Source organism: Streptomyces sp. NPDC001568 (genome assembly GCF_042893755.1).
Taxonomy (GTDB): Bacteria; Actinomycetota; Actinomycetes; order Streptomycetales; family Streptomycetaceae; genus Streptomyces.
On the sequence record NZ_JBIAVF010000037.1, the window covers coordinates 1 to 19,853 of the forward strand.

Annotated in this window: 2 protein-coding genes; both read right to left on the minus strand. The window is 74.2% G+C overall.

The window, feature by feature from the left end; genetic code table 11:
- Window positions 1-3,488 (minus strand): type I polyketide synthase (locus tag ACFY0I_RS39255; RefSeq protein ID WP_388904576.1); only part of this gene is annotated, 3,488 nt, incomplete at its 3' end.
- Between the two features lie 116 nt (window positions 3,489-3,604).
- A complete protein-coding gene (locus ACFY0I_RS39260; protein ID WP_388904572.1) occupies window positions 3,605-19,840 on the minus strand; it encodes a type I polyketide synthase in 16,236 nt (5,411 codons plus the stop codon).
- Between the last annotated feature and the right edge of the window lie 13 nt (window positions 19,841-19,853).

The window sequence follows — 19,853 nt, forward strand, 5'->3', positions numbered from 1 at the left end:
TGGTCCTCCGCACCGTCACCGGCCAGGATCCCGACCAACCGGCCCAGGGACCGGTCATCGGCCTCCGACGGCAGGTCGACCAAGCCGCCCCAGCGCTCGCCGTGCTCCAGCGCCACCACCCGGCCGAGTCCCCAGACGGGCGCCTGCGCGGGGTCGGTGGCCTGCTCGGAGCGCGCCACGGAGACCGCGTCCCGGGTGGCACACCACAGCGGGGCGTTCACCTCGGCGTCACCGAGGGCTTGGACGAGGGCGAGGGTGTCGATCACACCCGGGGCCGCGTCGGTCCCGGCGGAGGTCACCAGCGACAGCACACCGGCCGGCGCGGGGCCGTCGGTGAGCGCCGCCCGGATCCGCCCGGCCAGCTCGGCCCGCGCATCGTCGGTGCGGGGTACGGCGACCTGGCGTACGTCGGCGCCGTGTTCGGCGAGGGTACGCAGGACGGCTTCCGCCGGCGCGGCACCCGCCGGGTCCTCGGGGACCGCGACCAGCCAGGTACCGGACAGACGGGGAGCGGAGGTGGGTTCGGGAGCCGGCTTCCAGGTGATCCGGTAGCGCCAGCCGTCGACCGTGGACCGCCCCTGGCTCTGGCGCCGCCACGAGGACAGCGCGGGAAGCAGCGCGGCGAGGGCCTCATCGGCGTCGATGTCCAACTCGGCGGTGAGGGCGGCCACGTCGTGGGTGTCAACGGCCGCCCAGAACCGGGCATCGGCGGCGCCGGCCGGGTGGACGGCGGCTTCGGGCTCCACGGCGGTGCCGCTCTCGAGCCAGAAGTGGTCCTGCTGGAAGGCGTAGGTGGGCAGGTCCACGCGCCGGGCACCCGTACCGGCGAACACCGCGTCCCAATCGACCACCGCACCGCGGACCCAGGCCTCGGCAAGCGACGACCAGAACCGCTCCAGGCCGCCTTCGTTGCGGCGCAGCGAGCCGAGCACGGCCGCCTCGCGGCCCGCGTCCTCCACGGTCTCCTGCATCCCGACCGCGAGGACCGGATGGGGACTGGACTCGATGAACACACCGAAACCCTGATCGAGGAGGGTACGGGTGACCTGCTCCAGCTCCACGGTCTGCCGGAGGTTACGGAACCAGTACCCGGCATCCAGCTCCGGTCCGTTGACCCACTCCCCCGTGACCGTCGACAGGAACGGCACCCGCGCGGCCCCAGGAACGATCGGCGCGAGCAACTCGGCCAGCTCGTCCTTCAGCAGATCGACCTGCGCCGAGTGCGACGCGTAATCCACCGCGATCCGCCTGGCACGAATGCCATCCACCTCGCAGGCGGCCAGGAGCTCCTCCAACGCCTCGACCTCACCCGACACCACCACCGAGGACGGACCGTTGACAGCAGCGACAGAAACCCGCGCCTCACCCCACCGCGCGATCCGCTCACGAACCTCAACCGCCGACAGCGGCACGGAAACCATGCCACCCAAACCGGCCAGCACCCGACCGATCGCCTGACTACGCAAAGCAACGACCCGGGCCGCATCCTCCAACGACAGGATCCCCGCCACACACGCGGCAGCGATCTCACCCTGCGAATGACCGATCACCGCACCCGGACGCACACCCGCCGCCCGCCACACCTCGGCCAACGACACCATCACCGAGAACAACGCCGGCTGGACCACATCCACCCGCTCGAGGGACGGCGCGCCCTCCACACCCCGCAAAACATCGACCAACGACCAGTCCGTGAACGGCTCCAACGCCTTCGCACACGCATCGATCCGCTCCGCGAACACCGCGGACGAGTCCAACAGACCCGCCGCCATCCCCACCCACTGCGAACCCTGACCCGGGAACACGAACGCGGTCCTGCCACCGATCACCGAACCGGTCACCACACCAGCGGCCATCACACCCGACGCCACCGCACCCACACCCGCCACGTGGTCACCCAGCACCACCGCCCGGTGATCCAAACCCGCACGCGAGGACACCAACGACCAACCCACATCCACCGGACCCACACCCACCGCACCCGGCAACCACCCCGCCAGACGCTCAGCCTGCGCCCGCAACGCCATCGCACTCTTGCCCGACAACACCCACGGCACCACCGGCAAACCCACACCCGCACCCGCACCCGGCTCCGGCGCCTCCACCTCCGGCGCCTGCTCCACGATCACGTGCGCGTTCGTCCCACTGAACCCGAACGACGACACACCCGCACGACGCGGGGCATCGGTGCGGGGCCAGGCGGTGGTCTCGCCGATGAGCGAGACGGCGCCCGCGTCCCAGTCGACGTGCGGGGTGGGCTCGTCGAGGTGGAGGGTCTTCGGCACGATGCCGTGGCGCATCGCCTGGACCATCTTGATGATGCTCGCGACACCGGCCGCGGCCTGCGTGTGGCCGATGTTCGACTTGATGGAGCCGAGCAGCAGCGGCCGGTCGGCCGGGCGATCCTGGCCGTACGTGGCCAGCAGCGCCTGGGCTTCGATCGGGTCACCGAGGGTGGTGCCCGTGCCGTGGGCCTCGACGACGTCCACGTCGGCCGCCGCCAGGCGGGCGTTGGTGAGGGCCTGGTGAATGACGCGCTGCTGGGACGGGCCGTTGGGCGCCGTGAGGCCGTTGCTCGCGCCGTCCTGGTTGATGGCGCTGCCGCGGATCACGGCCAGCACGGGGTGTCCGTTGCGCTGTGCGTCCGACAGCCGCTCCACCAGGAGCATGCCGACGCCCTCGCCCCAGCCGGTGCCGTCGGCTGCCGCCGCGAAGGGCTTGCAGCGGCCGTCGGAGGCGAGGCCGCGCTGACGGCTGAACTCGGTGAAGGTGGCGGGGGTCGCCATGACGGTGACACCGCCGGCCAGCGCCATGGTGCACTCGCCGGCCCGCAGGGCCTGCACGGCGAGGTGCAGGGTGACCAGGGAGGACGAGCAGGCGGTGTCGACGGTGACGGCCGGGCCTTCCAGGCCGAACGTGTAGGACACCCGGCCGGAGGCGATGCTTCCGGAGCTGCCGGTGCCGAGGAAGCCTTCGACGCCCTCGGGGACGGAGTCCAGGCGGGCGGTGTAGTCGTGGTACATCACGCCGGCGAAGACGGCCGTCCGACTGCCGCGCATCGACGTCGGGTCGATGCCGGCCCGCTCGAACGCCTCCCACGAGGTTTCCAGCAGCAGGCGCTGCTGCGGGTCCATCGCCATGGCCTCGCGCGGCGATATCCCGAAGGGCGCCGGGTCGAAGCGGGCGGCGTCGTAGAGGAAACCGCCCTCGCTGACGTAGCTGGATCCGGCGCTGTCGGGGTCGGCGTCGTAGAGCGTCTCCACGTCCCAGCCGCGGTCGGCGGGGAATCCGGAGATCGCGTCGCGGCCGTCGGCGACGAGCTGCCACAGGTCCTCGGGGGTGCGGACACCACCCGGGTAGCGGCAGCTCATCGCGACGATCGCGATGGGCTCCTGGTTCTGTTCCTCGACGTCACGCAACCGCCTGCGGGCCTGGCGCAGATCGGCGGTCGCCCGCTTGAGGTAGTCGCGAAGCTTGTCCTCGTTCACCATGTGCGTGGGCTCCATGCCAGAGAGGCGGTCGTACGGGTCTGTCCGTGGTGGTCGGGGGCCGCCGGGCGGGCACGGATCGTCGTGCCGCGCCCGGCGGGCTCGGGCGCTTGGGTTCAGGAAGCGCCGAGTTCGTCGTCGAGCAGGTCGAAGAGCTCGTCGTCGGTGGCCGTGTCGAGGTCGTCGTCGGTGTCCTCGTCGGCCGTGGTGCGGCCGGTGTCCTGGCCGGTGTGCCACTTGGCCATGAGGGCCTGGAGGCGCATCGTGATCCGCGAACGGGTGACGCTGTCGGCGTCCGTCGCCTCCGCTGCCCCCAACGCGGCTTCCAACCGGTCGAGTTCGTCGAAGACGGCGGGGCCGTCACCGTCGAGGGCGAGTGCGGTGCGCAGATATCCGGCGAGTTGCTCGGGGGTCGGGTGGTCGAAGATGAGCGTGGCCGGGAGTCGTAGTCCGGTGGCCGCGCCGAGGCTGTTGCGCAGTTCGACCGCGGTCAGCGAGTCGAAGCCGAGTTCCTTGAACGCGCTGCCCGGTTGGATGGCGGCAGCACCACTGTGACCCAACACCCGGGCGACGTGGGTGCAGACCGTGTCGAGCAGCACCCGGTCCCGTTCGGCGGGCGGCAGTTGGGCGAGCCGCTGCGCCGTCGATCCCGGGGTGTCCGTGCTCGCGCCGCCGCTCGTCCTGCGCCGTACGGGTGTACGGAGCAGGCCGCGCAGCAGCGGTGCGACGTGGTCGCCGGCCCCGGCCCGCAGTGCGGCCAGGTCGAGTCGGGCGGGCACGAGCAGGCTCGGGGTCCGCGGCTCGTCGTCCTCGTGCGGGGCCGTCGTGGCCCGCACGGCGGCGTCGAAGAGGGCCAGTCCGTCGGCCTGCGACAGCGCGTTCATGTTGCCGCGTTCGAGGCGCTGCCGGTCCTGTTCGTCGAGTCCGGCGGCCATGCCGGCCTCGTCGTCCCACAGGCCCCAGGCGAGCGAGAGTCCCGCCAGTCCCTGGGCCCGGCGGTGCTGGGCGAGCGCGTCGAGGAAGGTGTTGCCGGCCGCATAGTTGGCCTGTCCGGCGTTGCCGAACACGCCTGCCGCCGAGGAGAACAGGACGAACGACGCCAGGTCGAGTTCCCGGGTCAGTTCGTGCAGGTTCCAGGCCGCGTCGGCCTTGGGCCGGAGCACCTTGGTGACCCGTTCGGGGGTGAGCGAGGTGATCGTGCCGTCATCGAGGACACCGGCGGTGTGCACGACCGCGGTGAGCGGGCGTTCGGCCGGTACGGATTCCAGCAGTGCGGCGAGGGCGTTCCGGTCGGCGGCGTCGCAGGTCGCCCAGGTGACGCGCGCGCCCAACATGGCCAGTTCGTCACCGAGTTGGGCCGCGCCGGTCGCCGCGCCACCGCGGCGGCTGGTGAGCAGCAGGTGACGCACGCCGTGCTCGGTGACGAGGCGCCGGGCGAGGAGGCCGCCGAGGGTGCCGGTGGCTCCGGTGATCAGCACGGTGCCCTCGGGGTCCGGGCCCGGGCCGGCGGGGACGGCGTCCGACTGCGCGGGCTCGGCCGGGGCAAGGGTGGCGCGGGCCAGTCGGGGGGCGCGTACGACCCCTTCGTGGACCGCGAGTTGGGTTTCATCGGTGGTGAGCGCCGCGGGCAGGACCCGGTGCGAGCCGTCCTCCTCGTCGAGGTCGATCAGGACGAACCGGTCGGGGTGCTCGGCCTGGGCGGAGCGCACCAGGCCCCATACCGCCGCCTGCGCGAGGTCGGTCACGTCCCCTTCGGGGTCCGTGGCGACGGCGCCACGGGTGACGACCGCGAGCCGGGACGCGGCGAACCGCTCGTCGGCGAGCCAGCCCTGGACCAGTTCCAGGGCGTGGCCGGTCACGGCGTGCGCGGCGGTGGCCGGGTCGGTCGGCGCGAGGTCGACGGCCGGGGTGACGAGGACCGTCTCCGGTACGTCCTCCCCCAGGGCCCCGGCGAGGTCGAAGGCCTCACCGAGGGCGCTCAGGTCGGCGTGGGTCGCCTCGGCGGCGTCGTCGAGGACTCCGGCGCGTTCCAGGGCGGCTCCCACCTTGAGCGGGTCCGCGCCGAGCAGCGCCCATCGGCCATCGGACGGCGACTGCGCCGTGGTGAGGGGCAGGGTGGTCCAGTCGATGCGGAACAGGGACTCGCGTACGGGGCCGGCGGCGATGCCGTCGGTGGCCAGGGGGCGCAGGACGAGCGAGTCGACGCTCAGGACGGGCTGCCCGTCCCCGTCCCACAGGGTCAGGGCGACGGCGTCCCGGCCGGCGGGTGCCATCCGTACGCGCAGGACGGCGGCGCCGGCCGCGTGCAGTCGGACGCCGTCCCAGGAGAAGGGAAGCCGTGCGCCCTGCGGGCCTTCGGGGAAGAACTCCCCTACGCCGACGGCGTGCAGGGCGGCATCGAGGAGCGCCGGGTGGAGGCCGTACGCGGTGGCTTCCGCGAGGCGCTCCGCGTCGAGGGCGACTTCGGCGTACACCTCGTCGCCGAGCCGGTGGGCGCGGCGCAGGTTGCGGAAGGCGGGGCCGTAGCCGAGCCCGATGGCGTCGAAGCCCTCGTACAGCCCGTCCACCGGGCAGTCGACGGCGCCGGCCGGCGGCCACTGGGTCAGGGGTTCGACGCCGGTGTCGGTGTCCTGGGCGTCCGGGGCGAGGACGCCGTCGGCGTGCCGGGTCCACGGCTCGTCGGGGGCGGCCCGTTCGGGGCGCGAGTAGACCTGGAAGGCGCGGCGTCCGTCGGTGTCGGGCTCGGCCACGGCGAGCCTCAGCTGTGTTCCGCCCGTCTCGGGGAGCACCAGGGGTGCTTCGAGGATGAGGTCGTCCAGTCGGCCGCAGCCCGCGTGGTCGCCGGCGCGGACGGCCAGTTCCACCAGCGCGGCGCCCGGCAGCAGGACGGCGCCCGCGACGCGATGATCGGCCAGCCAGGGGTGGGTACGGAGGGAAAGCCGCCCGGCGAACAGGAAGCCGTCCGAGTCGGGAAGGTCGACGGCCGCTCCGAGGAGCGGGTGCGCGGTCGCGCCGAGTCCGGCGGAGGCGACGTCGCCCGCGAGGGCCTGGGCGGGCGCCTCCAGCCAGTAGCGCTGCCGCTGGAAGGCGTAGGTGGGCAGGTCGACGCGGTGGGCGCCGGTGCCCGAGTAGTACGTCTCCCAGTCGACGGGGATTCCCCGCAGGTGGGCGCGGGCGAGGGCCGCGGCGAGGGTGGCTTCCTCGGGGCGACCGGCGCGCAGCACGGGGACGAAGGCCGCGTCGGCGGGCTCGTCGCGGGTGAGGCAGTCCTGCGCGAGGGCGGAGAGGACGCCTTCGGGGCCGAGTTCGAGGTAGGTGGTCACCCCGGCGGCTTCGAGGGCGCGGACGCCGTCGAGGAAGCGGACGGTTTCGCGGACGTGGCGGACCCAGAAGTCCGCGGTGCCCATCTCACCGTCGCCGACGAGGCGACCGATGAGGTTCGAGACGATCGGAATGCGCGGGGCGGTGTACGTCAGGCCTTCCGCCACGCGGCGGAAGGCATCGAGCATGCCGTCCATGTGCGGCGAGTGGAAGGCGTGACTGACGGTGAGCCGCTTGACCTTCCGGTCGGGGAAGGCCGCCACGACCACCGTCGCGGCGTCCTCGTCACCGGCGATCACGACGGAACGCGGGCCGTTGACGGCCGCGATGCTCACCCGGTCGGTCAGCAGCGGCAGGACCTCGTCCTCCGATGCCTGGACCGCGATCATCACACCGCCGGTCGGCAGTGCCTGCATCAACCGGGCTCGGGCGTCGACCAGTTCGCACGCGTCGGCGAGCGAGAGCACCCCGGCGCAGTGCGCGGCGGCGATCTCACCGATGGAATGTCCGGCCACGAAGTCCGGCGTCACACCCCACGACGCGAGGAGCCGGTACAGCGCCACCTCGACGGCGAACAATGCGGGTTGGGTGTACCGCGTCTCGTCCAGCAGAGCCGCCTTCGCCCCGAACAGCACCTCGAGCAAGGGAATTTCGAGGTCGAGCCGCTCCGCCACCGCGTCCAGTGCGGCGGCGAACGCGGGGAAGGTTTCGTACAGTTCGCGCCCCATGGCGAGGCGCTGGCTGCCCTGTCCGGTGAACAGGAAGGCGAGCTTGCCGACGGTCGGTGAGTCCTCCAGCACGCCGGCCGGCAGGTCGCCCTCGGCGAGCGCGGCGAGACCGGCCAGGAACCCGTCACGGTCCCCGGCGACGACGGCGGCCCGCCGGTCGAGGTCGGTCCGGGTCGTGGCCAGGGCGTAGCCGATGTCGGTCGGCGACAGGGCGGGGTGTTCGGCCACGTGCGCCGCCAGGCGGGCGGCCTGGTCGCGCAGGGCGTGCGGGTCCTTCGCCGAGAGGAGCCACGGCACGCTGCCGGGCGCCCGTGCGGGTTCGGGCCGGGCATCGGGCCCGGTCGGCTCGGGGGCCTGCTCGATGATGGCGTGGGCGTTGGTGCCGCTGAAGCCGAACGAGGAGACGGCGGCGCGGCGCGGTCGGCCGGTCTCCGGCCAGTCCGTGGCCGACTCCAGGAGGGTGACGGCGCCGGCCGTCCAGTCCACGTGCGGGGTCGGCTCGTCCACGTGCAGGGTCCGGGGCAGGACGCCGTGGCGCATCGCCATGACCATCTTGATGATCCCGGCGACGCCGGCGGCGGCCTGCGTGTGGCCCATGTTGGACTTGATGGAGCCCAGCAGCAGCGGCCGGTCCCCCTCGCGCTCCTGGCCGTACGTGGCCAGCAGTGCCTGGGCCTCGATCGGGTCGCCGAGGGTGGTGCCGGTGCCGTGCGCCTCGACGGCGTCCACCTCGGCGGCCGACAGGCCCGCGTTGGCCAGGGCCTGGCGGATGACGCGCTGCTGGGAGGGCCCGTTCGGGGCGGTCAGCCCGTTGGAGGCGCCGTCCTGGTTGATCGCCGTGCCCCGGACCACGGCCAGCACCGGGTGTCCGTTGCGGCGGGCGTCGGAGAGCCGCTCCACCAGCATGACGCCGGCGCCCTCGGCCCAGCCCGTGCCGTCGGCGTCGGCCGAGAAGGCCTTGCAGCGGCCGTCGGCCGCGAGGCCCCGCTGCCGGCTGAACTCCACGAACGCGGCCGGGGTCGCCATGACGGTCACACCGCCCGCGAGGGCGAGTTCGCACTCGCCGTTCCGCAGGGCCTGCACCGCGAGGTGCAGGGCCACCAGGGAGGACGAGCACGCCGTGTCGACGGTGACGGCCGGACCCTCCAGGCCGAAGGTGTAGGACAGCCGGCCGGAGATGACGCTGCCCGCGTTGCCCGTGCCGAGGAACCCCTCGACGCCCTCGGGCAGTGCCGTGAGCCGGGAGGCGTAGTCCTGGTACATGACGCCGGCGAAGACACCGGTCCGGCTGCCGCGCAGCGACCGGGGGTCGATGCCGGCCCGCTCGAAGGCCTCCCACGACGTCTCCAGCAGCAGCCGCTGCTGCGGGTCCATCGCCACGGCCTCGCGCGGCGAGATCCCGAAGAACGCCGGGTCGAAGGCGGAGGCCTCGGAGAGGAAGCCGCCCTCGCGGGCGTAGCTCGTGCCCTCCCGGCCGGGGTCGGCGTCGAAGAGGCCGTCCACGTCCCAGCCCCGGTCGTCGGGGAATCCGGAAACGACGTCCCGTCCGTCCAGGACGAGCCGCCACAGGTCCTCGGGCGACTGGACGTCCCCGGGGTAGCGGCAGCCCAGGCCGACGATCGCGATGGGTTCGTCGTCGCGGACGGCGACGGAGACCGCCGCCCGTGGCGTCGCGGGCGCCGCTCCGAGGAGTTCGGTCCGCAGGTGCTCGGCAAGGACGACGGAGGTCGGGTAGTCGAAGACGAGGGTGGCCGGCAGGCGCAGGCCGGTGGCCGCTCCGAGCAGGTTGCGCAGTTCGACGGCGGTCAGCGAGTCGAAGCCCAACTCGCGGAAGGACCGGTCCGCCTCGACGGACTCGGGCCCGGCGTGACCGAGCACGGCCGCGACCTGGGTCCGCACCACATCCAGTACGTACGCGGCCTGTTCGGCGTCCGTCAGGCCGATGAGCGCTCGGGCAGCGGTGTCGCCGATCTCGGCGGCACCGGCGGCGCGGCGGGTGGGTGTGCGGACGAGACCGGAGAGCAGCGACGGCAGCATCCCGGTGCCCGCCTGGACACGGAGCGCGGCCAAGTCCAACTTGACCGGCACGAGCAGCGACTGCCCGGTGGCCGACGCGGCGTCGAACAGAGCCACCCCCTCGGCGGCGGACAGCGCGCTCACCCCACCCCGACCGAGCCGGGAGACGTCGTCCGAGTCCAGGGCGCCGCCCATGCCGCCGACCTCGGCCCACAGGCCCCAGGCCAGCGACGTGGCCGCCAGACCCTGGGCATTGCGGTGCGCGGCCAAGGCGTCCAGGAACACGTTGCCTGCCGCGTAGTTGGCCTGTCCCGCACCACCGAACACACCGGCCGCGGACGAGAACAGGACGAATGCGGACAGGTCCAGGTCACTGGTCAACTCGTGCAGGTTCCACGCCGCGTCCACCTTCGGACGCAACACCGCCGACAACCGCTCGGCCGTCAGGGACCCGATGACGCCGTCGTCCAGCACACCGGCCGTATGCACCACACCCGAGAGCGGATGCTCCGCCGGGATCCCGTCCAGCACGGCCGCCAGCGCGGCACGATCGGCGACATCACAGGCCGCCCACGACACCTCGGCGCCCAGACCGGCCAACTCCGCCGACAGCTCGGACGCGCCGTCGGCCGCCTCACCCCGACGACTGACCAACAGCAGGTTCCGAACACCGTGCTCGGACACCAGGTGACGGGCGAACAACCCACCCAGCGAACCACTCGCACCCGTCACCAGCACCGTGCCGTCGGCACCCCACGCGGCGGCCGGGGCCCCGGCGGCCGACGCACGCGCCAACCTCGGTACCAGGACCGCGCCCTCGCGCACCGCGACCTCGGACTCACCCGAGATCAGGGCGGTGACGAGAGCCTGCTCGGGCAGGGCCGGCGCGTCGGCGTCATCCAGGTCGACCAGCGCGAACCGTCCGGGGTGTTCGGTGGCGGCGGACCGGATCAGGCCCCACAGCGCGGCGCCCGCGAGATCGCGGACGGGTCCGGCCGTCGGACCGTGCGCCGGCATGGCGCCACGGGTGACGAACACCAGGCGCGAGGCGCCGAACCGTTCCTCGGCGAGCCAGGCCTTGACGAGGGCCAGCGCCTCGGCCGTCCGGGCGTGCACCGCTTCCGGGAGCACGGCGTCGGCGGTCGTCGGGTCCGTGGTGACGAAGACCAGGTCGGGTACGTCGCCCTCCGCAGCCGCCAGCGCGCTCGGATCGGCGTACGCGGTGCAGTCCAGGCCGGTTACCGGCCCGCCCACGACGGCCCGTGAGACGGTGTCGGCGGGTGCCCGGTCCGTGGGGAGCGTCGTCCACTCGACGCGGTAGAGGGAGTCCGGGCGGCCGTCGCGGGCTACCGCGCCGATCTGCTCGGGTGAGACCGTTCGCAGGGCCAGCGAGTCCACCGAGGCGACGGGCCGTCCGGTGGGGTCGGCCAGTTCGAGGGAGACGGCGCCCCGACCGGCGGAGGCCAGGCGGACCCGGGCGGTCGCGGCGCCGGTCGCGTGCAGCCGAACGCCGCCCCACGCGAAGGGCAGTCGGGCTCCCTGCGCGGTGTCGGCGTCCGCACCCGTGGTGAGGGAGGCGTCGAGTGCGAGGGCGTGCAGTGCGGAATCGAGCAGTGCGGGGTGCAGCCCGAACGCTTCGGCTTCGTCCTGCGCCCGGCCGGTCAGGGCGAGTTCGGCGAACAGTTCGCCGTCGCCGCGCCAGGCCGAACGCAGGGCGCGGAACAGGGGCCCGTACGCGAGTCCGGCGGCGTCGAGCAGTTCGTACGCCTCGTCCACCGGGACGGGGGTGGCGCCGGCGGGGGGCCAGACGTCGAGGTCGGCGCCGGCGGCGCGCACCTCGTCCGTCAGCAGTCCGGCGGCGTGCCGCAGCCAGGGTTCGTCCTCGGCGCCGGCCGGGCGGGAATACACGGCGACCGGGCGGCGGCCCGCCGGGTCGGGAGCCCCGACGGTGACCTGGACCTCGACGGCGTCGCCGGAGTCCGGCAGGACCAGTGGTGCCTGGAGGGTCAGCTCGTCCAGGGCGGGGGCGTCGACCCGGTCGCCGGCGTGCAGGGCGAGTTCGACGAGGGCCGCGCCCGGGACCAGGACGGCTCCCATGACGGCGTGGTCGGCGAGCCAGGGGTGGGTGCGCAGGGAGAGCCGGCCGGTCAGGACGTGGCCGTCGGCGTCCGCGAGGGAGACGGCCGCGCCCAGCAGGGGGTGCCCGGCCGCCGCGAGGCCGAGTCCGGTGGCGTCGCCGGGCAGCGGGGTGCCCGTCTCCGGCCAGAAGCGCTCCCGCTGGAAGGGGTAGGTGGGCAGGTCGACGCGGCGGGAGCCGGTCCCGGCGAAGTAGGCGGTCCAATCGATGGTGGCACCGCGGGCGTGGGCCCGGGCGAGCGCCGAGGTGAGGGTCTGCGGCTCGGGCCGGTCGGCGCGCAGCGTCGCGGTGAAGGCGGCCGTGGTCCCGTCGGTGACGCACTCCTGGGCGAGGGCGGACAGGGTCCCGTCGGGGCCGAGTTCGAGGTACGTGGTCACGCCTGCGGCCTCCAGGGCGCGGACGCCGTCGAGGAAGCGCACGGTCTCGCGGACGTGGCGGACCCAGAAGTCCGCCGAGCCCATCTCGCTTTCGGTGACGAGGGCTCCGGTGAGGTTCGAGACGAGCGGGATGCGCGGGGCGCCGTAGGTCAGCCCCTCGGCCACCTCGCGGAAGGCGTCGAGCATGCCGTCCATGTGGGGCGAGTGGAAGGCGTGGCTGACGGTGAGACGCTTGGTCTTGCGGTCGGTGAACGATGCGGCGACGGCCGTCGCCGCGTCCTCGTCTCCGGCGATCACGACCGCCTGCGGGCCGTTGACGGCGGCGATGCTCACCCGGTCCGTGAGGAGCGGGAGGATCTCCTGCTCCGTCGCCCGAACGGCGATCATGACGCCACCGGTGGGCAGCGCCTGCATCAACCGACCGCGCGCCCTGACCAGTTCACACGCGTCATCCAGGGTGAGGACCCCCGCGACGTGCGCGGCAGCGATCTCACCGATGGAGTGACCGGTGACGAAGTCCGGGCGCACGCCCCATGATTCGAGGAGCCGGAACAGGGCCACCTCGACGGCGAACAGCGCCGGTTGGGTGTACTCCGTACGGTCCAGCAGTGCGCTGTCCGTCCCGAACAGCACATCCTTCAGAGGAAGTTCGAGGTCGAGCCGGTCGCACACCGCGTCGAGGGCGGTCGCGAACACCGGATGGGCGTCGTACAGCGCGCGCCCCGTCCCGAGCCGCTGGCTGCCCTGGCCCGTGAACAGGAAGGCGGTACGGCCGCTCCTGCCGGCCGTGTCCCGGATGAGTCCGGGAGCGGTGCGGCCGTCGGCGAGCGCGTCGAGGGCGGTGGTGGCCGTGGCGCGGTCCGTCGTCACGATGACCGCGCGGTGGTCGAAGCCGGCGCGGGTCGTGGCCAGGGAGTGGGCGAGGTCGGCGAGTTCGAGGTCGGGGTGGGCGTCCAGGTGGGCGCTCAGGGCGCGGGCCCGGTCGGCGAGGGCCTGCCCCGTGCGGCCGGACAGCGGCAGCGGGAACCCGCCGGGGGGCGGGGCGGTGGCCGCCCCGACACCGGTCTCGGTGTCGGCGGGGGCCTGCTCGATGATGGTGTGGGCGTTGGTGCCGCTGATGCCGAACGAGGACACGCCGGCCCGGCGCGGGCGGCCCGTCTCCGGCCACGGCACCGACTCCGTGAGGAGGCTGACGTGGCCCGCCGACCAGTCCACGTGCGGTGACGGCGTCTGCGCGTGCAGGGTCCTGGGCAGTACGCCGTGGCGCATCGCCATGACCATCTTGATGATCCCGGCGACACCGGCCGCGGCCTGCGTGTGCCCGAGGTTCGACTTGATCGAGCCGAGCAGCAACGGCCGGTCGGCGGGCCGGTCCTGGCCGTACGTGGCCAGCAGCGCCTGGGCTTCGATCGGGTCGCCGAGGGTCGTGCCGGTGCCGTGGGCCTCGACGGCGTCCACGTCGGCGGCGGTCAGCCCCGCGCCGGCCAGCGCCGCACGGATGACCCGCTGCTGCGAGGGCCCGTTCGGCGCGGTCAGGCCGTTGCTCGCGCCGTCCTGGTTGACGGCCGAGCCGCGGACGACCGCCAGCACCGGGTGGCCGTTGCGGCGGGCGTCGGACAGCCGCTCCACGAGCAGCATGCCCGCGCCCTCGCCCCAGCCGGTGCCGTCGGCGTCCGCCGAGAAGGCACGGCAGCGGCCGTCGGCCGACAGGCCGCGCTGACGGCTGAAGCCGACGAACGTGCCCGGGGTGGCCATGACGGTGACACCGCCGGCCAGGGCGAGGTCGCATTCACCGGTGCGCAGCGACTGGATCGCCATGTGCAGGGCGATCAGCGAGGACGAGCAGGCGGTGTCGATGGTGACGGCGGGACCTTCGAGGCCGAAGGTGTACGAGACGCGTCCCGAGGCGATGCTGCCGGTACTGCCGGAGCCCAGCGAGCCGTCGGCGCCGTCGGCCGAGCGCTCCAGCAGGGCGGCGTAATCGTGGTACATGACGCCGGCGAAGACGCCGGTCCGGCTGCCGCGCACGCCGGCGGGGTCGATGCCGGCCCGCTCGAAGGCCTCCCAGGTGGTCTCCAGGAGCAGCCGTTGCTGCGGGTCGGTGCCGACCGCCTCGCGCGGGCTGATCCCGAAGAACGCCGGGTCGAACGCGGCGGCGTCGTGCAGGAAGCCGCCGTGGCGGGTGTACGAGGTACCGGGGTGGTCGGGGTCGGGGTGGTAGAGGGACTCGACGTCCCAGCCGCGGTCGGCCGGGAAGCCGGTGATGGCGTCGGCGCCGCGCTCCAGCAACCGCCACAGGTCCTCGGGCGTGCTCACGCCGCCGGGGTAGCGGCAACTCATCGCGACGATGGCGATCGGGTCGTCGCCGGCGCCGACGCCGAGCGCGGCGGCCGGGTCGTGGGCCGCGGCGGCACTCGTGGCCCCGCCGAGCTCGGCGGAGAGGTGGCGGGCCAGGGTGAGCGGGGTCGGGTGGTCGAAGACCAGCGTGGCGGGGAGCCGCCGGCCGACGGCGGCGCCGAGCCGGTTGCGGAGTTCGACGGCGGTGAGGGAGTCGAACCCGAGGTCGTTGAAGGCGTGTTCGGGTTCGATGGCGTCCGGGCTGCCGTGTCCGAGCACGTCGGCGACGTGGCCACGGACGAGGCCGAGGAGCAGCCGCTCCCGACCGGTCGCGTCGAGGCCCAGCAGGCTCCGTTCGAGGCCGGTCGGCTCTTCCCCGGTGCGGGCGGCGCCGGCGGCGGCCGTGCGGCGTACGGGGGTGCGGACGAGGCCGCGCAGCAGCGGGGCAACGCCCGTCCCGGCGGCGGGTGTTGTCAGGCGCATCGGGACGAGGAGCGCGTGCTCCCCACGGGCGTCGGCATCGAGGGCGTCGGTGAGGTCGAGGAGGGCGAGGCCGTCGGAGGCGGTGAGCCCCTGGACGCCGCCGCGCTTCATGCGTTCCAGGTCGGCCCGGTCCAGGGCTCCGCCCATGCCGTCGGTGTCCTCCCACAGCCCCCAGGCGAGGGAGACGGCCGGGAGGCCGTGGGCGCGGCGGTGCTGGGCGAGGGCGTCGAGGAAGGAGTTCGCGGCGGCGTAGTTGCCCTGGCCCGGTGCGCCGAACACGCCGGCGGCCGAGGAGAAGAGCACGAACGCGGACAGGTTTCGGTCTTGGGTCAGTTCGTGCAGGTGGAGGGCCGCGTCGGCCTTGGGCCGCAGGACGGTGTCGAGGCGTTCGGGCGTCAGCGAGTCGATCACGCCGTCGTCCAGGACTCCGGCGGTGTGGACGACCGCCCGCAGCGGGTGCGCGGCGGGGACGGCCGCGAGGGTGGCGGCGAGCGCGTCCCGGTCGGCGGCGTCGCAGGCCGCCCAGGTCACGGCGGCGCCCAGGTCGGTCAGCTCGCGCGTCAGCTCCGCCGCGCCGGGCGCGGTGTCCCCGCGACGGCTCAGCAGGAGCAGGTGGCGTACGCCGCGTGCGGCCACGAGGTGCCGGGCGACGAGCCGGCCGAGGTTGCCGGTGGCCCCGGTGATCAGGACGGTGCCTTCGGCGTCGTACGCGGGCGCCCCGGCCGGGTTCCCGGCGCCGGCGGGCACTCGGGCCAACCGGGGTGCGTAGGCGTCGTCCCCGCGCAGGGCGACCTCCGGCTCCGGGCAGGCGAGGACGGCGTCCAGAACGGTCGCGGACAGCTCGGCTGCCGGTGTTCCCGTCCCGGCGCCGGCTGGGGCGCCGGCTGGGGCGGCGACGTCCACGAGGACGAAGCGGCCCGGGTGTTCGGACTGTGCGGAGCGCACGAGGCCGCGGACGGCCGCGGCGACCGGGTCGGGTGCGGCGTCGCCGGCGCGGACGGCGACCGCGCCCCGGGTCAGCAGGACGAGCCGGCTGTCGGCGAACCCTTCCTCGGCGAGCCAGCCGCGCAGCAGGCGGAGGGTGTCGTGCGTGGCCGTGCGGACGGCCTCGGGGGTGAGGTCCTGATCGGCCGGGAGGCGTACGAGGACGGTGGCGGGCGCGGGCCCGTCGGTGTCGAGGAGCCGGGCCAACGCCTCGGCGGCGGAGGCCGCGTCGAGTACCGCGGGGCTCGGGGCGGTCGGGGCGGTCACGGCGGGCAGGGGCAGCGGGGTCCATGCCACCTGGAACAGGTGGTCGTGGGGGCTTCCTGCTCCGGGGGCCTGCCCGTCGTCCGGGACGGTGCGCAGCGTGAGCGCGGCGATGTCGGCGACGGGTTGGCCGGCGCCGTCGGCGAGGGCCAGCGCCACGGTGTCCTGACCGGTCGCGGACAGGCGTACGCGCAGCGTGGAGGCGCCCACGGCGTGCAGGGCCACCCCGTTCCAGGAGAACGGCAGCCGGCCGCGGCCGGTGTCCTCGACGAGTCCGGCCAGGCCGATGGTGTGCAGGGCGGCGTCCAGCAGTGCGGGGTGCAGCCCGAACAGGCTTGATTCGGCGCGCTGTTCGTCCGTCGCCTCGATCTCGACCCAGGTCGCTCCGTCGCCGGTCCAGGCCGCGCGGACGCCCTGGAACGCGGGCCCGTAGTGGAGTCCGGCCTCGGCGAGCCCGGAGTACAGCTCGTCGATGCTCAGGGGTGTGGCGTCGGCCGGCGGCCACGTGTCGGGGGCGAAGGTCGGCTGCGGGGCGCCGACGGCGAGGACGCCGTCGGCGTGCCGGGTCCAGGGCTGCCCGGCGGCGTCGGCTTCCGAACCGGTGGCGTCGGCCTCGGGCTCGGGGCGCGAGTGCACGCCGAGGGGGCGGCGGCCGGTGGCGTCGGGGGCGCCCACCCAGAGCTGCAGTTGGACGCCGCCGTGCGGGGGCAGGACGAGCGGTGCGTGGAGGGTGAGTTCCTCCAGGAGGTCGCAGCCCACCCGGTCGCCGGCCCGGATGGCCAGTTCCACGAACGCGCTGCCGGGCAGGACGACGGACCCCGCGACGGCGTGGTCCGCGAGCCAGGGGTGGGTGTCCAGCGAGAGTCGACCGGTGTGGAGGAACCCGTCGAGGTCGGCGAGGGCGACGGCCGCACCGAGCAGCGGGTGACCTGCCGCCCCCAGGCCGGCCGCGGAGACGTCGCCCGGGGGGCGGCCCGCGTCGAGCCAGTAGGGCTCGCGCTGGAAGGCGTAGGTGGGCAGGTCGACGCGCTCGAAGCCGGTACCGGCGTAGTAGGCGTCCCAGTCGACGGCCGCGCCCCGGACGTGGAGCCGGGCGAGGGCGCCGGTCAGGGTGTCGGTCTCGGGGCGACCGGTGCGGAGCAGCGGCACGAAGGCGGCCGTGCCGGTGTCCTCGGGCAGGCAGTCGGGGGCGAGGGCGCTCAGTACGGCGTCGGGGCCGATTTCGAGGTGGTGCACGACGTTGCGGGCGGCGAGGGCCCGCATGCCGTCGAGGAAGCGGACGCTCTCGCGGACGTGTCGGACCCAGAAGTCGGCCGAGCCCATCGCGCCGTCGGTGACGAGGGCGCCGGTCAGGTTGGAGACGATCGGGATGCGCGGAGCGGCGTAGGTCAGGCCTTCCACGACGCGGCGGAAGGCGTCGAGCATGCCGTCCATGTGCGGCGAGTGGAACGCGTGGCTCACGGCGAGGCGCTTGGACTTGCGGTCGGGGAAGGCCGCCACGACCGCCGTCGCGGCGTCCTCGTCACCGGCGATCACGACCGCTTGCGGGCCGTTGACGGCGGCGATGCTCACCCGGTCGGTCAGCAGCGGCAGGACCTCGTCCTCCGACGCCTGGACGGCGATCATCACACCGCCGGCCGGCAGCGCCTGCATCAGCCGGCCACGGGCCGCCACCAACGTGCACGCGTCGTCCAGCGACAGCACCCCCGCCACGTGCGCGGCGGCGATCTCACCGATCGAATGCCCCGACACGAAGTCCGGTACCAGGCCCCAGGACGCGAGCAGCCGGAACAGTGCCACCTCGACCGCGAACAGCGCGGGCTGCGTGAACCGCGTCTCGTCCAACAGGGCCGCGTCCGACCCGAACAGCACGTCCTTCAACGGCAGATCGAGGTCGAGCCGGTCGCACACCTCGTCCAGCGCGGCGGCGAACACCGGGTAGGCGTCGTACAGTTCACGCCCCATGCCGAGGCGCTGGCTGCCCTGCCCGGTGAACAGGAACGCCAGCTTGCCGGCGACGGGGCGGCCACGGGTGACACCCGGTACGGAGGTCTCCGGGACCGGGTCGGCGAGGGATCGCAGCGCGCGGACGAGGCCGGGCGCGTCGGCGGCCGTGAGGACCGCGCGGTGTTCGAAGTCGGTACGTCCGCCGGCGAGCGAGCGGGCGATGTCCCCGGCGGCCGGCTCGGGGTGGGCGCTCAGGTGGGCGTGCAACTTCTCGGCCTGGGCGCGCAGGGCGGCCGGTGACTTGGCCGACAGGTTCCACAGGGCCGGTACGGGGGTGGCGGCCGGTGCGTCGGGCTCCTCGACGGCGTCCGGTGCCGGGGCCTGCTCGATGATGGTGTGCGCGTTGGTGCCGCTGATGCCGAACGAGGAGACGCCCGCGCGGCGGGGCGCGCCGGTCTCGGGCCACTGCCGGGTTTCGGTGAGCAGCCGGACGGCGCCCTGCGACCAGTCGACGTTCGGCGTGGGCTCGTCCACGTGCAGGGTCGCGGGCAGGACGCCGTGGCGCATCGCCATGACCATCTTGATGATCCCGGCGACGCCGGCGGCGGCCTGGGTGTGCCCGATGTTGGACTTGATGGAGCCCAGCAGCAGCGGCCGGTCCTCGGGGCGGTCCTGGCCGTAGGCGGCCAGCAGGGCCTGCGCCTCGATGGGGTCGCCGAGGGTGGTGCCGGTGCCGTGGGCCTCCACGGCGTCGATCTGGGTGGGCGCGAGGCGGGCGCCGGCCAGTGCTTCGCGGATGACGCGCTGCTGGGAGGGCCCGTTGGGGGCGGTCAGGCCGCTGCTGGCGCCGTCCTGGTTGACGGCGGTGCCGCGGACGACGGCGAGGACGGGGTGTCCGTTGCGGCGGGCGTCGGAGAGGCGTTCCAGGACGAGCATGCCGGCGCCCTCGCCCCAGCCGGTGCCGTCGGCGGCGGCCGCGAAGGACTTGCAGCGGCCGTCGCCGGCGAGGCCGCGATGGCGGCTGAACTCGGTGAAGGTGCCGGGTGTCGACATGACGGTGACACCGCCGGCGAGGGCGAGGGTGCACTCGCCGCCGCGCAGGGCCTGGACGGCGAGGTGGACGGCGACGAGGGAGGACGAGCAGGCCGTGTCGACGGTGACGGCCGGGCCCTCCAGGCCGAGGGTGTAGGAGATGCGGCCGGAGGCGATGCTGCCGGAGCTGCCGTTGCCGAGGAAGCCCTCGATCTCCTCGGGGACGCTGAACAGGCGTGCCGCGTAGTCGTGGTACATGAGTCCGGCGAAGACGCCGGTGCGGCTGCCGCGCAGGGCGGTCGGGTCGATGCCGGCGCGTTCGAAGGCCTCCCAGGAGGTCTCCAGGAGGAGCCGCTGCTGCGGGTCCATGGCGAGGGCCTCGCGCGGGGAGATCCCGAAGAACGCCGGGTCGAAGTGGTGGGCGTCGTGCAGGAAGCCGCCGACCTGCTCGTACGCGTCGATGCCGCTGTCCGGATCGGGGTCGAAGAGGACCTCGGTGGGCCAGCCGCGGTCGGCGGGGTAGGGGGTGACGGCGTCGCCGCCGCGCGCGACGAGCTCCCACAGGGCTTCGGGGGTGTCGATGCCGCCGGGGTAGCGGCAGCTCATGGCCACGACCGCGATCGGCTCCTGGTCCCGCTCCTCCACCTCGCGCAGCCGTCGCCGTGCCTCGCGAAGATCGGCAGTCGCCCGCTTGAGGTAATCGAGGTACTTCTCCTCGTTCACCATTCTTTACGCCATC

Bases quoted from the DNA above. Each gene is read 5' to 3' on its own strand.
- ACFY0I_RS39260 (WP_388904572.1), bottom strand. From the start codon at position 19,840: ATGGTGAACGAGGAGAAGTACCTCGATTACCTCAAGCGGGCGACTGCC.